Origin of the sequence: Ruminococcus gauvreauii (genome assembly GCF_025151995.1) — a bacterium.
GTDB lineage: Bacteria > Bacillota > Clostridia > Lachnospirales > Lachnospiraceae > Ruminococcus_G > Ruminococcus_G gauvreauii.
Genome location: NZ_CP102290.1, coordinates 3,056,809 through 3,074,273 on the forward strand (window position 1 = coordinate 3,056,809; position 17,465 = coordinate 3,074,273).

The 17,465-nt window shown below is 48.1% G+C and carries 17 protein-coding genes; 16 read left to right on the plus strand and 1 reads right to left on the minus strand.

Annotated elements, in window-relative coordinates:
* The first annotated feature begins 101 nt into the window (after window positions 1-101).
* The 7 genes from NQ502_RS14505 to NQ502_RS14535 all read left to right on the plus strand — a co-directional run bounded on the left by NQ502_RS14505 (window position 102) and on the right by NQ502_RS14535 (window position 9,778).
* On the plus strand, window positions 102-1,325 hold the full coding sequence (locus tag NQ502_RS14505; RefSeq protein ID WP_028530274.1) for a hypothetical protein: 1,224 nt from the start codon (window positions 102-104) through the stop codon (window positions 1,323-1,325).
* 216 nt (window positions 1,326-1,541) lie between these two features.
* Window positions 1,542-2,873 (plus strand): ribbon-helix-helix domain-containing protein, encoded by a 1,332-nt coding sequence (locus NQ502_RS14510; protein WP_207637671.1) that lies wholly within the window; start codon window positions 1,542-1,544, stop codon window positions 2,871-2,873.
* Between the two features lie 78 nt (window positions 2,874-2,951).
* Entirely contained in the window at window positions 2,952-3,938 is a 987-nt protein-coding gene (locus tag NQ502_RS14515) for an AraC family transcriptional regulator (protein ID WP_028530276.1), read from the plus strand.
* Between the two features lie 261 nt (window positions 3,939-4,199).
* Window positions 4,200-5,711, plus strand: coding sequence for a sugar ABC transporter ATP-binding protein (locus tag NQ502_RS14520; protein ID WP_260046566.1), 1,512 nt, complete (start codon window positions 4,200-4,202; stop codon window positions 5,709-5,711).
* Window positions 5,708-6,673: an ABC transporter permease gene (locus NQ502_RS14525; protein WP_260046567.1), complete on the plus strand. Its 966-nt coding sequence runs from the start codon at window positions 5,708-5,710 to the stop codon at window positions 6,671-6,673. The genes NQ502_RS14520 and NQ502_RS14525 overlap by 4 nt, the downstream gene beginning before the upstream one ends.
* A 94-nt stretch (window positions 6,674-6,767) precedes the next feature.
* Complete coding sequence (locus NQ502_RS14530) at window positions 6,768-7,883, plus strand: substrate-binding domain-containing protein (RefSeq protein WP_028529339.1); 1,116 nt, start codon at window positions 6,768-6,770, stop codon at window positions 7,881-7,883.
* Between the two features lie 569 nt (window positions 7,884-8,452).
* Window positions 8,453-9,778 carry a hypothetical protein gene (locus tag NQ502_RS14535; RefSeq protein WP_049898270.1) on the plus strand — a complete coding sequence of 442 codons (1,326 nt, stop codon included), beginning with the start codon at window positions 8,453-8,455 and terminating at the stop codon, window positions 9,776-9,778.
* A 110-nt stretch (window positions 9,779-9,888) separates the two neighbouring features.
* On the opposite strand, the gene NQ502_RS14540 is transcribed toward NQ502_RS14535, so the two are convergent.
* On the minus strand, window positions 9,889-10,431 hold the full coding sequence (locus NQ502_RS14540) for a Uma2 family endonuclease (protein ID WP_028529341.1): 543 nt from the start codon (window positions 10,429-10,431) through the stop codon (window positions 9,889-9,891).
* 357 nt (window positions 10,432-10,788) lie between these two features.
* Between NQ502_RS14540 and NQ502_RS14545 the strand changes: the two genes are divergently transcribed.
* From NQ502_RS14545 to NQ502_RS14585, 9 genes are all read left to right on the plus strand, one after another.
* Window positions 10,789-11,283 carry a QueT transporter family protein gene (locus NQ502_RS14545; protein ID WP_028529342.1) on the plus strand — a complete coding sequence of 165 codons (495 nt, stop codon included), beginning with the start codon at window positions 10,789-10,791 and terminating at the stop codon, window positions 11,281-11,283.
* A gap of 84 nt (window positions 11,284-11,367) precedes the next feature.
* The gene (locus NQ502_RS14550) at window positions 11,368-12,342 is read left to right on the plus strand and encodes a cation diffusion facilitator family transporter (RefSeq protein ID WP_044983396.1); all 975 of its coding nucleotides are present in this window, start codon (window positions 11,368-11,370) and stop codon (window positions 12,340-12,342) included.
* Entirely contained in the window at window positions 12,290-12,517 is a 228-nt protein-coding gene (locus NQ502_RS14555; protein WP_044983397.1) for a hypothetical protein, read from the plus strand. Before NQ502_RS14550 ends, NQ502_RS14555 begins: the two co-directional genes overlap by 53 nt.
* A 103-nt stretch (window positions 12,518-12,620) precedes the next feature.
* Window positions 12,621-12,848 carry a hypothetical protein gene (locus tag NQ502_RS14560; RefSeq protein ID WP_028529344.1) on the plus strand — a complete coding sequence of 76 codons (228 nt, stop codon included), beginning with the start codon at window positions 12,621-12,623 and terminating at the stop codon, window positions 12,846-12,848.
* Window positions 12,849-12,897: 49 nt separating this feature from the next.
* Window positions 12,898-13,248: a metal-sensing transcriptional repressor gene (locus tag NQ502_RS14565; RefSeq protein ID WP_028529345.1), complete on the plus strand. Its 351-nt coding sequence runs from the start codon at window positions 12,898-12,900 to the stop codon at window positions 13,246-13,248.
* Window positions 13,249-13,262: 14 nt separating this feature from the next.
* Window positions 13,263-14,078, plus strand: a complete 816-nt coding sequence (locus tag NQ502_RS14570; RefSeq protein WP_028529346.1) for an Mrp/NBP35 family ATP-binding protein — start codon at window positions 13,263-13,265, stop codon at window positions 14,076-14,078.
* Window positions 14,079-14,235: 157 nt separating this feature from the next.
* Entirely contained in the window at window positions 14,236-14,463 is a 228-nt protein-coding gene (locus tag NQ502_RS14575) for an HPr family phosphocarrier protein (RefSeq protein ID WP_028529347.1), read from the plus strand.
* A gap of 129 nt (window positions 14,464-14,592) precedes the next feature.
* Window positions 14,593-16,959 carry an ATP-dependent DNA helicase gene (locus NQ502_RS14580; RefSeq protein WP_028529348.1) on the plus strand — a complete coding sequence of 789 codons (2,367 nt, stop codon included), beginning with the start codon at window positions 14,593-14,595 and terminating at the stop codon, window positions 16,957-16,959.
* A gap of 89 nt (window positions 16,960-17,048) precedes the next feature.
* Window positions 17,049-17,426, plus strand: a complete 378-nt coding sequence (locus tag NQ502_RS14585; protein WP_028529349.1) for a RidA family protein — start codon at window positions 17,049-17,051, stop codon at window positions 17,424-17,426.
* Window positions 17,427-17,465 lie beyond the last annotated feature (39 nt).

Sequence of the window (17,465 nt, forward strand, 5' to 3'; positions counted from 1 at the left end):
TTTAATCCGCAGCGTCCTAACATGTTCCTGGCTGACTGTGCTATGCTTGATGCATAAGAGATGTGGTGCAATCAGCATACAGTGTAAGGAGGAAATGCAATATGTTGAAAAACGATATTCAGGTACTGAGGAACCTGGCAAATGAACTGGCAGAACTGTCGACGCTGCCCATTATGAAAGAAAGAAAACAGCAGTGGTATCATCTGAATGCCCGCAAGGTGGACAAACCAATGTTTCTGATGGGAGAATTTCCATGGAATGAGATGAATGTCAATGATGAGCTGACACTCAGGTGTGAGGATCCATTCTATCAGGAAATGGAGACCACGCTGAGACAGCTTCTGTACCGTCATAAACACATTCAGGATGACTGGGTATATGAACCCTATATCTACATACCGAAAGTGATACGCGGGTTGAATTTCGGACTGGATATCATAGAAGAAAAGCTGACCAGGGATGACGGCAACGTGGTAGAGGCGCATTCCTATGTAAGCCAGCTGCAGGACTGGGATGACATTGAAAAGATCAAAGTTCCGGATTTCTATCTGGATGAGGAGGAGACAAAACGCAGGGAAGAGATGGCAAATGAAGCCGTCGGAGATATCCTGAAAGTCATCATGGACGGTCCGGAATATGAATACCGCCCGTGGGATCATTTTATGGAGTGGTCGGATATCGATACGCTGTACGATAAGATGCTGTTTGATGAGGACTGGGTACATGCGCTGATGCGCAAAACAATCGATGTTCATCTGGCGACCATCAATAAGCTGAAAGACATGGATTGCCTGATGCGTCAGCAGCAGGTGGTTCACTGCACCGGCGCCTGGACGGATCTGCTGCCGGAGAATCCGGAGAAACCTGAACTGAAAGATGTGTGGACGTACGGTATGGCGCAGATCCTTTATACAGTATCACCGGAAATGCACAATGAGTTTGAATTCCAGTATGCCGGCGAGTGGTACGATAAGTTTGGACTCGGCTATTACGGATGCTGTGAACCCCTGGATGATCGTATGGAATACGTGAAGCAGATCAAAGGAATCCATAAGATTTCTGTCAGCGCCTGGGTCAAAGATTTTGAGCGGATCGCTGAGGAAATGGAAGGAAGGTATGTATATTCCAATAAACCGGCTCCGGCTCTTGTTGCTGCACCGAACTGGAACCCTGAGACGGTCGAGGAGGATCTTCGTACGCGCCTGAATGCTGCACAGAAATATAACTGCCCGGTTGAGTTCACTCTGAAGGATATCTCTACTATCTGTTATGAACCTCAGCGTCTTACAAAATGGTCCGAGATCATGAGAAAAGTGATCGGATAGTCTTCGTCAGATTTTATAAAAAAGCAGGTCAGAACTTATGCATAATTCTGACCTGCTTTTTTTATGTGTATGACAGGTGGGTAAAACCTAAAAAAAATGATAGAATTCACAAAAAGGCTGTAGTGCATTGGAAGTTGGTTTGTGCTATAAATATTATTAAGAACTGAAATCGATTTCGTTAACCTGACAAAAAGAACTGAAAGGAGACATTTTTTCATGAGTGTAGATACAGAAATATCCGTAAGCGGAGGGGAATTATTCAGAGAGCAGTATATGTACAAACATCCACCGGTAGCACAGATTAATACGGCACTGAAATTTTCTGATGAAGATAAGGCGGTGCTGCGAAGACTGGCGGAGAAAGTTGCAGCCATCGCTGAGACAGACAGTATGAAAATCAAAAGAAAGTTATGGACAGAGAATCATGACCTGAAGAGCACATATCCGGTTATATTTGTGGATCCGGAAAACGGCTGGAATGAGATTATGACGGACGATGTGTTTGAATGCAAAGATCCGCTGGCAAGAACATGGGAGAATACACTCCGCAAAGATATCTATTCTGCGGAGATGATCAGGGATGACCGGGTGATCACAAAAGATTTCAACGTGCCGTGGTATTATACAGATAATGGATTTGGCATTACGCCCAAAATAGAGTATACTGGACAAAAGGGCGGATCTTACCATGTGCTGCCGGCCATTGAGGATTACGAGGAAGATTTTCCCAAGATGCATTTCCCGCAGATAACAGTGGACTGGGATAAGAGCAATCAGGTTATGGACCTTGCCAAAGATACCTTTGGGGATATCCTGAACTGCCGCTTCTCCATGAAATGGCACTGGGCAGACGACTTTTTAAACGAGTTTGTCGCATTCCGGGGAATGGAAGATTTCATGTGTGATTTTGTAACGGATCCGGAATGGATTGAACGTCTGATGACCTTTATGACGGACGGTATCATGGAACGGTTTGATTATCTGGAAGAACAGGGCCTTCTTTCACTGAATAATGACAATACGTATCTCGGAACCGGCGGTCAGGGATATACGACGGCACTTCCGGCTTCTGACTTTGACGGGAAAGTGCGTACGAAGGATATGTGGGTCACGCTGCAGGCTCAGGAGACGGTGTCCTGCAATCCCGACATGTTCGGTGAGTTTATCCTGCCGCATTTTAAACGCCTGGCTGAGAGGTTTGGGCTGGCTCATTACGGATGCTGCGAGCCGTACGATGTACGCTGGAAATATCTGAAACAGATTCCGCACCTTCGTCACGTTTCGGTATCACCGTGGGCTGATTACAAGACTGTTCCGGATTATCTGGGCAAAGACTATATTGCAAGTGTCAAACTGAAACCGACACCTCTTGCAATGCCTGAGATGAACGAAGAGCATGTGCGTAAAGAATGCCGCAGAGCGGTAGAGGAAACATACGGCGGTATCTGTGAATTCGTTATGAAAGATAACCACACCATTGGCAACAATCCAGATAATCTGATTCGTTGGACTCAGATTATGAGAGAAGAAATTGAAAGAAAATACTAAACAAACGTATTGATAAGAACGCGGTGAGAACTGGTGAGGCAGTGTTCACCGCGTTTGCTGCAAAAGGGGTTTTTACAGATGAAAATGCGGGTTGTAGACAAAGACAATGGATGGGGAATCAGTCATAATGGCGAATTTCTGGATTTTCCGAAACAGGATGAGACCGGGATAGCTGTGACTATGTGGGCGCATAAGGTTTCGGTAAAGCCGCACCGTCATCACTTTCATGAATTTGCGCTGATAACGAAAGGGTCCTGTCTCCACGAGTACAGAGGAGTCAAAGTATCGCTTGCGCCGGGAGATATCTTTTTTATTGAGCCGGGAGAACAGCACGGGTATGAGGTAAGTTCGAATCTTGAGCTCATCAACTGTCAGTTTTATCCGGAGATGCTGGGCGAGGAATGCAATATGACGCTGGATAAGGCAAAGAGCAGCATAGGGCGTCTGTATCAGAATGATGGGCTTGGCAAACAGTGGGATGATCTTGTCCATGAGATGTTCAGCAAGGAAGAGGATTTTCAAAATGGAAAGCTGAATCAGGTGAAATTAAATAAGCAGGGAATTCTTCATCTCAATATGCAGGAGAGGCGTGAGATCGAATACTGGCTGAACAAAATGATGCAGGAGCAGGAGCATCAGCAGGAAGGGATCAAATGCGTAAAGTCTGCCTGTCTTCAGATGCTTCTGGTGTTTTTCCAGAGGATTCACTGCAAAAAGGAAGAGACGAAAGGGGTAGTGAAGGATACCCGAAAGGACGCGATTTACCGGGCGATTGAGTATATGGAAAATCATCTGGAAGAGAAGATCGATATAGAGGAACTGGCGGCAAGTGTTTACTGGAGCAGCCGCCATTTCCGAACTGTTTTTAAGGAAGAGACGGGCATGACGCCGGTGGAATATCTGAACAGAATCCGTATCATTAAATCACTGGAATACCTGGAACGGAATCAGTGTAATATTGCGGATGCAGCCGCCAGCGTAGGCATCTATGACGCCAATTACTATACCCGCCTGTTTAAGAAAATACTGGGCTATTCTCCCAAATATTTCAAAAGCATCCGGTAAGAAAAAGCAAAAAATGCAGGAACACCGCAGTCAGGTGTTCCTGCATTTTTTTGTAATCGTAACATACGCCGGCTTCTTCTGACTGTGATAAATGGGGAAAACATCTTTTTTGTGCTAATAGATATCCGGATTATCCAGAAGACAAAAGAATGATTGTGGTATGATAATAATATGTTCAAAATGCACAAAAAGCGTGAGGAACAGCAGCGCAAAAAGTCATAAATGACTAAAAAGAGTAATGAAATTGGAAGGAGGAGGGAAATGGAAAAGGAGAAAGAAAAGGGAAAGAACGTGCTGGAATTAAAGAACATCTCCAAATCGTTTCCTGGGGTAAAGGCACTGGATAACGTCAGCTTCGCGGTCGAGGAGGGCACGGTGCATGTACTCGCGGGCGAGAACGGAGCCGGGAAATCCACACTGATCAAGATCATCAACGGGCTGTATGTGGCGGATGAAGGCGACCTGTTCCTGTACGGAAAGAAGATCACGGCGCATAACCCCAGGTATATGAACAGCATCGGCGTGGCGACGATCCACCAGGAGCTGAGCCCGGTACTGGACCTGACGATCGCCGAGAACATCTTTCTCGGCCGTGCACCGCTGACAAAACTGAAGACCATCCAGTGGAAGAAGATGTATGCCGAGGCGCAGCAGCTGATCGACAACTTCGGGTTCCACTACGATGCAAAACGGACCATGCGTTCGCTGACGGTATCGGACATGCAGATCATCGAGATCATCAAGGCGATTTCTGTAAATGCGAAGGTAATCATCATGGATGAGCCCACTTCCTCGATCACGGAGAGCGAGGTGGAGGTGCTCCATGAGAAGATCCGGATGCTGAAAAAGCAGGGGATCAGCTTCATCTATATCTCCCACAAGCTGGATGAGATCGGGCAGATCGGGGATATGGTGACGATCCTGCGGGACGGGAAGGCGATCTCGACCCATAAGGTCGGGGAGATCACGACGGATGAGATCATCGCGAAGATGGTCGGCCGTGAGATGACGAACGTGTACCCGCCGAAACACCCGAAGATCGGCGATACGATCCTGGAAGTGAAGAACCTGACGCGGGAGGGCGTGTTTGAGGACGTGTCGTTTACCCTGCGTGCGGGGGAGATCCTTGGGATGTCCGGGCTGGTAGGAGCAGGGCGTACGGAAGTGGCGAGGGCAGTCTTCGGGCTGGATAAGCTGCAGTCGGGAGAGATCTGGCTGAAGGGGAAAAAGGTGCAGATCCGCCGTGTGCCGGATGCGATCCGGGCGGGGATCATCTACCTGTCGGAGGACAGGAAGGGCGAAGGCCTGGTGCTGTGCCGCTCGATCGGGGAGAATATCGCGCTGGCGAATCTGAAGCATTTCAGCCGGGGATTTTTGCTGAACCGGAAGCAGGAGGACAGGGAGGCAGCACAGATGTCCGAAAAGCTGACCGTCAAGGCGCCGTCGATCAAGACGAGCGCAGGGTCTTTGAGCGGAGGGAACCAGCAGAAGGTGGTCATCGCGAAATGGCTGCTGCAGAACCCGACGGTGTTCATCATGGACGAGCCGACGAGGGGAATCGACGTCGGTGCGAAGTATGAGATCTATAAGATCATGTGCGACCTGGCCCAGCAGGGGGCGGGGGTGATCATGATCTCGTCTGAGCTCCCGGAGATCATCGGTGTCTGTGACCGGGCACTGGTCATGGCGGAAGGCCGGATCACCGGTGAGGTGCAGGGGGACGACCTGACGCAGGAAAGGATTATGAGTTTTGCAATAGGAGGGCAGGCATGATGGTGAAGAGTAAAAAAGGCAGTTTTTCGGTGGCTGAATTTTACAGTAAATTTGGGATCGTATTGATCTTTGTATTGTTGTTTGTGATAATGTCGGTCGTGAACCGCAACTTTATTTCGGGCGTGAACTTGAGGAACGTTGTCCGCCAGGTCGTGGTCATCACAATCCTGGCATGCGGGGAGCAGCTGATGCTGATCTCGGGAATGGTCGACCTGTCGCCGGGGCGAGTGCTGGCGTTTGCAGGAACGCTGTCGGCGTACTGCATGATGAAGACGGGAAATCTGTTCCTGGCACTGGTGGTAGGCCTGGCATGCGGCCTGCTGTTCGGTGCGATCAACGGCGCGCTGATCACGGCGTTTGACATACCGCCGTTCATCGCAACGCTGGCATCCATGCAGATGGCAGACGGAGCGATCATGGCGTTCACGGGGGGGCAGAACTATTCGAACCTTCCGGCATCCTTTAACTTCCTGGGACAGGGGTACATCGGGTTCATCCCGTTCCCGGTGGTGATCATGATCCTCGTGCTGATCATCACGTACATCATACTGGCATGGACCCCGATGGGGAGGTCGTTATATGCGATCGGAGGAAACCAGGCGGCAGCACTGGCGTCGGGTATCCGTGTAAAGAGATCCAAGTTCTTCGCGTGTGCGTTCGGCGGAGTCTGTACGGGGCTTGCAGGAATCCTGCTGATGGCGCGGATGAGTTCCGGGCAGCCGGCAGCCGGTGAAGGGATGGAGATGGATGCGATCACGGCGGTCATCGTCGGCGGAACAAGTATGAGCGGAGGTGTGGGGAATATCCTGAATACCATCGTGGGCTCCCTGATCATCGGTATCATAAAGAACTTCATGAACCTGCAGAACATCAACTCGTCGTTCCAGGACATCGTGCTCGGTATCCTGATCTGTGTGGCGGTTATCATCGATGTTCAGGTCCGTAAGGCGAATTCAAAATAAAAGAGGTGATGGACACAACGGGAATAAGTAAAACAGTGTGAAACAGAGGAAACGATGCAAAAACTAAGATGAAGTATTGAGAAGGAGAGAAAAAATGCGGAAAAAAATATTGGCACTTGGTCTGACATTTGTGATGGCACTCAGCCTGTTTGGATGCGGCGGAGGAGACAAGGACGCAGCAGCGCCTGCTGATGATGCAGCGGTGGCGGACGACGCAGCAGCGGAGGAGACAACAGAGGCACCGAAAGACGATGCGGCGAAAGAAGATGCTTCCGGTACTGAGACAGCAGCAGATACTTCAGACCTGAAGGACTGGGAAAAAGAATATGCAAAGACGTATGACATCAGCGGCGATGAAGAATATGTATGGGGTTATGTAGCACAGAGCTTTACCGATACCTTCTGTTCCAGAGTACAGAAAGCGATGGAGGACTACACAAAACAGAATTTCCCGAACGTTACACTCAATGTTGGTGACGGCAAGCAGGAAGTAAACACTCATATTGAACTGGCGGAGAACTTCATTACACAGGGAGTTGACTGCCTGATCGTAACAGCATCTGATTCAAACGGTGAAGTTGTTATCTGCGATATGGCAAAAGAAGCAGGTATTCCTTTCGTAGTCGTTAACTCCGATATCGCATGTGACCCGATCGACCACTGGTTTGTAGGTTCCGACCACTATGTATCCGGTCATCTGCAGGGTGAGTATGTAAGAGATAACATCGATGATTCTGAAACCGTTAATATCTGTTATCTTGGCGGTACCGACGGATTTACACATACGACACTGCGCCGTCAGGGCTTCTATGATGCACTTGATGAAGCAAACTACAACTATAAAGTACTTGCGGATCTGGAGGGAGAATACTTAAGAGACCGCGGTATGGAAATCACAGAAGACTGGCTGATTCAGTACGGTGATGACATCGATGTGATCGTTGCAGCGAACGATGAGATGGGTATGGGTGCTCTGAACGCAATTCAGGGAGCAGGCATGAGCGATATCATTGTCTGCGGCATCGATGCCAACGATGATGCAAAAGAGGCAGTAAAGGCAGGCACTTTCGGATGTACCGTATTCCAGGCAGCAGAAGGCCAGGGAAAATGGGGAGCCATTGCAGCATACGCAGCATCTCAGGGCAAAGACTTTGCTACGCTTGATATTCCTTATGAGCTGGTAACAGCTGATAATGTAGATCAGTATTAATGTTAAGATACCAGGGTCAAAAGGTTATGCGTTTCATGCTTGCATGAAAAAGCATGACTTTGGGACCCGCAAAACATGAGAAAGCAGCCCAATCAGGGCGGATTTCGAATGTTTTTAGGATTGCGGGAGCACATCGTGCGGAGCAATCCGTGGTATCATGTTAATATAGTTGTAACTGTTTCATTTCACTTCCTTAATAAGGGGATGAAATCCGATATTTGGATTTCATCCCCTTCTCCATATCTATGCGAATATCCAGAGAAATACGATCTTCAAAACTTTTCTTTGTTTTGACCGGAGCTGGGCATATAGGCAAAAAACAAAAATGTAAACTAAAAATGCAATAACCTTATTTCTGTTTACAATAGAACGTAAATGTAGACAAAAAGAATAATAATGTTCACGTGAACAAAATGAGAGAATCGTGAATCTGATGAAAAAATAGAAAGATATTGACGGAATATCATTCCAAAACGTACAATAACACTAGCAGAGGAAAAAAACTGTGAAAGTTACAAAATACCAAAATGTATAATGGAATGAATCTGATGATGGAAAGGGGATAAAAAATGGCAACAAATATGACAACACATGCGGCGTTTGATGCGCCGGGTACAGCGGTATCCAATGATACGACTTATATGTTTCTTCCGGTGGAATACAATGATGAGGACGTGGCGGTTATCCGGGAACTGGCACGTGAGTTTATGGACATCGCGAATCTTCCTGTACAGAAGGAGACGGCAGAACTCTGGGAGAGAGTCAATGATCTGGAGTCTGCACGTCCGGTCGTATGGCATAATGAACTGCCCTGGCACGAGATGAATGTGGATGATGAGCTGACACTGAGAACGTCTACACCGTTTGCACAGAGGATCGAGGAGGAGCTGCGCAGAAAAATTTATCTGTGGAAACACATGCCGGGGGATATGGTACTGGAACCTGTCTTTTACTCGCCGATGATCATTGAGAACTCCGGCATGGGGATTGCGATTACCGAGGAAACAATTGCCAGCGATGCAGAGAATAATATTGTTAGCCATAAGTTTATTCCGCAGATTGTTACGATAGAAGATACCGAGAAAATCAAGGCACCGAAAGTGACTTTGGACAAGGAGGCGACACAGGCCACCTATGAGGCTTATCAGGACATCCTGGGACCGGTGATGCCGGTGGAGATCAAGGGTGTTCAGGGATTCTGGTATGCTCCGGTGGACGACCTGGTGCAGCTGATGGGCACGAATGAACTCCTGCTGAATGTGGTAATGGAACCGGAACTCGTCCACGCATCCATGAAAAAAATATCGGAAGCCTATATGGCGGCGCTGGATCAGTACGAGGCCCTTGGCTGCCTTGGTTCCAACAACCTCAATTACCGAATGGGATCCGGTGCATACGGATATTCGAAGGAACTGAAAAGAGGGACCATGACAAATATGAAGTGCTGCGATATGTGGGGGGCATCCGCCAGCCAGTTCTTCACTTCCGTATCTCCAGAAATGCATGATGAGTTTTCGATTGCTTATGAAAGACCGTGGATGGAACGGTTTGGGCTGAGTTACTACGGATGCTGCGAGCGTCTGGACATCAAGATGGACCAGCTTCGTCAGATTAAAAATCTGAGAAAGATCTCCTGCAGCCCGTGGAGTGATACGGAACACATGGCCGAGGTTGTGGGACGGGATTACGTCGTATCCCTGAAGCCGAGTCCGGCATGCTTTGCCTTTGACACATTCGACGAGGATGCAGTCCGCCGGGATGTGCAGGGGAAACTGAAACTGTTAAAGAACTGTAATGTGGAGATTATTATCAAGGATGTGAGTACGATACGATATGACCCGAAGAGGCTGTGGAGATGGGTTGAAATCGTGTCTGAGCTGTGCAGAAATCAGTGAATTCTTAATACAATATTGGATGATAGTTAATAGGAACAGGGAGGCAGCGACTCATGCGAGTACATTGCCTCCCTGTTTGGTTCTGCCTGGTTCCCGCCCCTTCCAGAGGGTTAGATATCCAGTTGTGAGAAATCTATGGATAAGTCTTCATAGATTCCGGCTTTTACTGTATCTGTAAAAGTGTATTCTGCTGTATCGTCCATTGCAAAGTTCCAGATGGTAATTCTGTTTTTGTGCGGGTCGACAATCCAGTATTCCCGAACGCCGGAAGCGCGGTATTTAAACAATTTGGTGGAGTAGTCCATGCGCCTGCTGCCGGGGGATACGATTTCAATAATCCAGTCCGGTGCACCATTGCATCCCCTATCTGTGAGTTTGTTTGGATCACAAATAACGCTGATATCCGGTTCTACATAATTTTTATCGTTCTCATTCAGAAATACTGCAAATGGGGCGATATAGGGCTCGCATGGGCAGGCTTTAGCATCAATATAGTTAGAAATGGATGTATATAACTTGCCGGCAATGCGCTGATGACTTCTGCAGGGTGGTGCCATATAGTAAATTTGGCCGTCAATCAGTTCTGCCCGCTGCCCTTCCGGCAGGTTGTAAATATCTTCAACAGTGTAGGTGTGTTCTTTCGGTAATGGCATATTAACACGTCCTTTCCTGGCTGCGGTGTTGACAGGTAGTGAAAAGATTATACATCTATATTATCACAAAAGTACACGGTTTTTAATGTACATAATAAAAAATTTATACGATCGCGTGTTGCCGCCAGCAAAAACAGATGAAATGAAGCAGATATCGACGGCATCTTGATACATAATTTTCATTGTGGGTACAGTGCGGGTACAGCTTGCATTTCCCCCGGAACCGTGCTATAGTAATAATCGCCAAAACCCTGATAAACAGGGAGTCGGTACAACTAAATAACCGTGTGTTCGAGACCTTCCACACGTAGGGTGAACATGATCACCCTAAAAACAAAACTAAAGGAGAGACAGAAAATGAGAGACAAAAAGGTATTATTTATCACCCAGGCGGCGATGATCGCCGCGATCTATGTGGTTGTAACTGTCGTGTTCTCAGCGTTTAGCTTCGGTGAGGTACAGGTGAGGATTTCAGAGGCACTGACGATTCTTCCGCTGTTCACGCCGGCGGCGATCCCGGGGCTTTTCATCGGCTGCATCATTGGCAATGCAATGGGCGGTGCGATCGTGCTGGACGTCGTATTCGGAAGTATCGCAACGCTGGTGGGTGCTGTGGGATCCTGGCTGCTTCGCAGGCATAAATATCTGGTTCCGCTGCCGCCGATCATCATGAACGTGCTGATCGTACCGTTTGTGCTGCGCTATGGTTACGGAATCCCGCTTCCGATTCCGTTCATGATGCTCACTGTGGGCCTCGGTGAAGTTATTTCATGCGGAGTACTTGGATATGTGCTGATGTTTGCGCTGAATAAAGTAAAACATGTGATATTTAAAAATACAGTGATGTCATAGTAACGGTGCCTGTGAGGCAGGAACCTTCCGAACGGGGATGCATAGTATAAGATATGCATCCCCGTTTGTCAGGAGGTAACCGATTTGGGTAAACAGACAGCACATGCAGCAATAGAAGAAAGCATCGCGGTACGTGTATCCGTGAACAGCATTATCGTCAATGTGGTATTGTCTGTTGCCAAATTTGTAGCCGGAATCATAGCCGGATCGGGTGCCATGATTTCAGATGCTGTGCATTCTGCTTCAGATGTATTCAGTACGGTTGTTGTGATGATCGGCGTAAAAATGGCGGGAAAACAGTCGGATGTCCGCCATCAGTATGGACACGAACGACTGGAATGTGTAGCTTCATTGATTCTTGCAATTGCACTTGCGGCTACCGGGATTGGGATCGGATATTCCGGAATCATTAAAATCATAGATGCGGATTATCAGGCGCTGGAAGCGCCTGGACTACTGGCGCTTTTTGCTGCGGTGGTTTCCATCATAGTCAAAGAGGCAATGTACTGGTACACGAAGGCCGCTGCAAAGCAGATCAATTCAGGGGCGCTTATGGCGGATGCCTGGCATCACCGGTCTGACGCGATGTCGTCTGTGGGGAGTTTTATAGGCATTTTAGGGGCAAGGCTTGGGTATCCTGTGCTGGACCCGGCTGCCGGAGCTGTGATCTGCATTTTTATCGTCAAAGCGGCTGTGAGCATTTTTCGCGATGCGATATGCAAGATGACAGATGTGGCGTGTGATGAGAAGACTGTCAGGCAGATATACAGGATTGCGATAGAACAAAAGGGAGTGATCGCTGTGGATGACGTGAAGACCAGGATGTTTGGCAATAAAAAGTATGTGGATCTGGAGATCAGCCAGGACGGGAAAAAAACACTGGAAGAAGCGCATGGAATTGCGGAAGCTGTACATGATAGAATTGAGAGTGAAATAGAAGGGGTGAAGCACTGTATGGTGCATGTGAATCCTTATAGCTGCAGGGAGGGACAAAAGATTGAAAACGATGGAATTCAAGATGGAACGGCAGGGGCTTCTGGAGATCGGGCAGGAAGTTGAGATCTCGGAAAGTGCACTTCCTACTTCCTATTATTATACGATTATACCTGCCATAGCGATGAGCAAAAATTATCAGCCGCATGAGCGCTTAAAAGCCACACGGGGAATCGTCAGAGAGATCAATGAGACGGAACGAGGGTTTTATACGCTTGTGGAATTTCCGGAGGAAGAATAGAGAGGGAAATATTTTGACAGGATATCCCCCACCCCTGCTTGTAGGAACGGAGATATCCTGCTATAATAAAAAATACGGTTTTATTATGGGAGGAGAGAAACAAATGAAACGTTATGAAGCAATTTGGGAAATATATAATAAATGTTCAAACAATCAGATGCGGGATGTCTATATTGATGAGATCGAAATAGAGGATCCGGAAGAATATGTCAGGCACAAATTCAGGGACAAGGTTCTGGAATATGATATCATCAATAAAGAGGACGGCAGCATCGTGTTTGAGATCATGACCTCCGGGATGAAACAGCGTATGACCTTTACAGAGGTATAAACGGAGTCTGCGGATAGAAAAGGGACAAAGGTACATCAGGAGGAGATCGATGGCAGAGCATGAGAACAGTGTAAAGCATACACATGTATTGGAAGATGGAACCGTGGTGGAGCATACACACAATCATACGCATACCCATACTCATCAGAATACGAAAGCGGTTATCAACCGGCTGTCGAGGGCAATTGGCCATCTGGAATCGATAAAACGGATGGTGGAAGACGGAAGAGACTGCAGTGAAGTGCTGATTCAGCTGTCCGCAGTAAAAGCTGCGATCAATAATACGGGCAAGGTGATCCTGCAGGATCATATTGAACACTGTATTGTGGATGCAGTGGAGAGCGGAGATAAGGAAACGCTGGCAGAGCTTCATAAAGCAATAGACAGATTTATTAAATAAGAAGGTGGAAAGAAATGGCGAAAGAATGCAGCAGTACAACATGCAGCAAAGAGAGCTGTGAAGGATGTCCCAGCAGACAACAGCACAGCTTTCAGGAAAAAATGAATGAAGACTCCCGGATTGGACGGGTGATCGGAATCATCAGCGGAAAGGGAGGCGTCGGCAAATCTCTTGTCACAGCGTCAATTGCGAACCAGCTGTGCGAACAGGGCTTTAAAGTGGGAATCCTGGATGCGGACATCACAGGTCCGTCCATTCCGAAAATGTATGGAATTAAAGGTCCCGCAAAAGCAGGCGACCGCGGGATCGAGCCAATCGCGGCGGAAAATGGAATCAAAATCATGTCCATCAACCTTTTGCTCCCAAATGCGGACGATCCTGTGATCTGGAGAGGACCAGTCATCGCAAATATGGTGAAACAGTTCTGGACAGACGTCATCTGGGGCGAACTGGACTTCCTGCTGGTTGACATGCCTCCGGGAACCGGTGATGTACCGCTTACGGTCTTTCAGTCGCTTCCGGTGAATGGTGTGGTTGTCGTTACCTCACCGCAGGACCTGGTGAAAATGATCGTTAAAAAAGCGGTGAAAATGGCTGAGATGATGAAGATTCCGGTACTTGGAATCGTGGAGAATTACAGCTACGCGATCTGTCCTGACTGCGGAAAGGCATTTCCTATCTTTGGAGAGAGCAAAGTGGATCAGGTTGCGTCGGCGTATGAGCTTCCGGTACTTGGAAAAGTCCCGGTTCATCCGGAATATGCGAAGGCGGCGGACGAAGGAAAATTCCATACAGTCAGCAATCAACACATACAAAGCATTCTGGGATAGCAGATGCGGGCTCAGACAGGAATTGTGTAAAATCACATAAATCGGGCGATTTGGGGCCTGAATTTATACAGGATTTTGAATTGACTTTCTCGCTGCAAGGTGCCATAATGTGTTAAATAAAAACATTAACGCGGGTCACGAGAGAGGAATGATAACTATGGCAGAATGTAAGATTAAATTGAACGCCGCAGAAGAAGTAAAAGAATTTGTATCCGTTGCGGGCAAATGCGATTTTGACATTGACATTTTTTATAATCGTGTTGTTGTCGATGCGAAATCAATTCTTGGGATTCTGAGCATGGATTTGACGAAGCCATTGACGGTACAGAGCTATGGCGAAAATCCGGAATTTACACGTATGCTGAAAAAGTATGCGATAGCCTGAAAAAAATAATAGACGATAGAAAAGAAAGACTGCTGCAGGACGGATAGGAGACTATCCGTATTTGCAGCGGTTTTGTATTTGGAGAAAATATGATACAATGCTGTCTATACGCAAAGAACGAGGGAAGACATGGAAAAAGAAGTAGTCAAAATTTCCGTGCGCGGTCTGGTAGAGTTTATCCTGCGCGGCGGAGATCTGGACAGCAGGACAGGTGCGGCGCCGGATAAAGAGGCGATGCAGCTGGGAAGCAAGATACACCGAAAGATACAAAAGAGTATGGGGGCGGAGTATCAGGCCGAAGTATCGCTGCGCTATGAAAAAGAATATGAAACATTTTTATTCGTGCTGGAAGGACGCGCGGATGGGATCGTTGACAGAAAAGGGGACGTTCTGATTGACGAGATCAAAGGGACCTTCCGTGATCTGGCGGAACTGAAAGGTCCTGATCCGCTTCACACGGCGCAGGCGATGTGCTATGCATGGATGTACATGCAGGACCATCCCTGCGGCAATATCACGGTACAGATTACTTACTGCAACATGGAAGACGAGGATATCCGCTATTTTCATGAGAAGTATACGCAGGCAGAACTGGAGCAGTGGTTTGGGCAGCTGCTGGAGAAGTATTATCCGTGGGCCGAATTTTATGTGAGCTGGAAGAAGTGCCGGAATGAATCGATGCAGGGACTCGAATTTCCATTTTCCTACCGTGAAGGACAGCGGGAGATCGTAAGCAGCGTCTATCGGACTATCCTGCGGAAAAAGGAGTTGTTCGTACAGGCGCCTACCGGGGTGGGAAAGACGATGTCAGCCGTTTTTCCCGCAGTCCGGGCAATGGGCGAAGGGCATGGAGATAAGATTTTTTATCTCACGGCACGCACGATCGCCAGGACGGTCGCGGAGGAGGCTTTTGGTATTCTGAAAGATCATGGACTGGCGTTTAAGGTCATTACGCTGACGGCGAAAGAGAAGCTGTGTGCCTGCGAAGAAATGGAATGCAGCCCGGAGCACTGCGAGCGTGCCAGAGGACACTATGACCGCGTCAATGATGCGGTGTACGAGATACTGACCGGTGAGAATGCATTTGACAGGGAAACACTGCTCAGGCACAGTGAAAAATGGAAGGTATGCCCATATGAAATGAGCCTGGATCTGTCTGTATGGACAGACGCGGTGATCTGTGACTATAATTATGTATTTGACCCCAGGGCGCACCTGCGCCGCTTTTTTTCTGAGGGGGTAAAAGGAGAGTATCTTTTTCTGATCGATGAGGCACATAATCTGGTGGAGCGGGGACGGGAGATGTTCAGCGCCGTTTTGTGCAAGGAAGATTTTCTGGCAATACGAAAAAAAGTTGCCCCGTATAATAAAAAGCTGGAACGGTATCTGGACAGGGGCAACCGTCAGCTGCTGGAACTGAAGCGGGAATGTGAATCATATCAGGTGCTGGACGGACCGGGAGCACTCGGGATTTCGCTGATGAATCTTCAGGGAGAACTGGAGACATTTCTGGAAGAACTGGCGGAGGGACAACTTCGGAAAGACGTTCTGGAATTCTATTTTCAGGTTCGGACCTTTCTGAATATCTGTGATCTGCTCGATGAAAATTATGTGACGTATGCATACCATGACGAGACCGGAAAATTTTATCTCCGCCTGTTCTGCGTCAATCCGGCCCGGAATCTGCAGCAATGCCTGAGCAGGGGACGATGTACCGTGTTTTTTTCCGCCACACTGCTTCCGATCACCTACTACAGGAAGCTGCTCGGAAGCAGCGAAGGCGAAGATTATGCGATTTATGTGGAGTCACCGTTTCCCCGGGAGAACCGGGCGCTGCTGATCGGAAAAGATGTGAGCAGCAGGTATAAACGGAGGGGGTATGAAGAGTACAGCAGGATCTCTTCCTATATTCATCAGGTCATCTCGGGGAAAAAGGGAAATTATATGGTCTTCTTCCCGTCTTACCGGATGCTGAGTGATGTGTACGAAGTGTACCGGGAGCAATATGCGGATGAGAGGGATGAAACCGTCCGCTACCTGGTACAGCATACGTCGATGAATGAAGCCGACAGGGAAGCGTTTCTGGAAGCGTTTGCACTCGACGGGGAACACACTACAGTTGGTTTCTGCGTGATGGGAGGAATCTTTGCGGAGGGGATCGACCTTTCCGGAGAGCGGCTGATCGGTGCAGTTTTGATCGGTACGGGGCTTCCGCAGATTGGAACAGAGAGGGAGATTTTAATGAATTATTATGATCAGGCAGGTGAAAATGGCTTTGACTATGCATATCGCTTTCCGGGAATGAACAAAGTCCTGCAGGCGGCAGGGCGGGTGATACGGACTGATCAGGACCGGGGAGTGATAGCGCTCCTTGATGAGCGTTTCCTGACGGCGGATTACCGGAAACTGTTTCCGCGGGAGTGGCATGATTACAGAGGATGCTCCCTGACACAGGTGGGAAATCTGGTGCGTGAATTCTGGGAGGGCACTTCTTGACGTACAAGGGCATTATTCGCTATAATAAGCATGAAGACTGCATTCTTAGAAGAATGAACGGAAGCAGCGTAAAGAGAGGAGAACAGGACATGAAAACAGTCAGCACCACAAAAGCTCCGGCGGCGATCGGACCGTATTCACAGGCAATCATCACGGGAAATATGATATTTACTTCAGGGCAGATACCGATCGATCCGGCTACAGGCGAGATCACAGGGGCAGATATTACAGAACAGGCAGAACGTGTGATGCAGAATCTGGGAGAAGTCTTAAAAGAAGCGGGAAGCAGCTATGGACAGGCGGTCAAGACGACTTGTTTTCTGGCAGATATGGATGACTTTGCGGCTTTTAATGAAGTATATGGAAAATATTTCACCGGGAAACCGGCACGTTCCTGTGTGGCGGTGAAGACGCTTCCGAAAAATGTGCTTTGTGAAGTTGAAGTTATCGCAGTCACCAACGAATGAGGCTGCAGGCTGCAGCAAGTGTGGAAACATAGGAGGAGA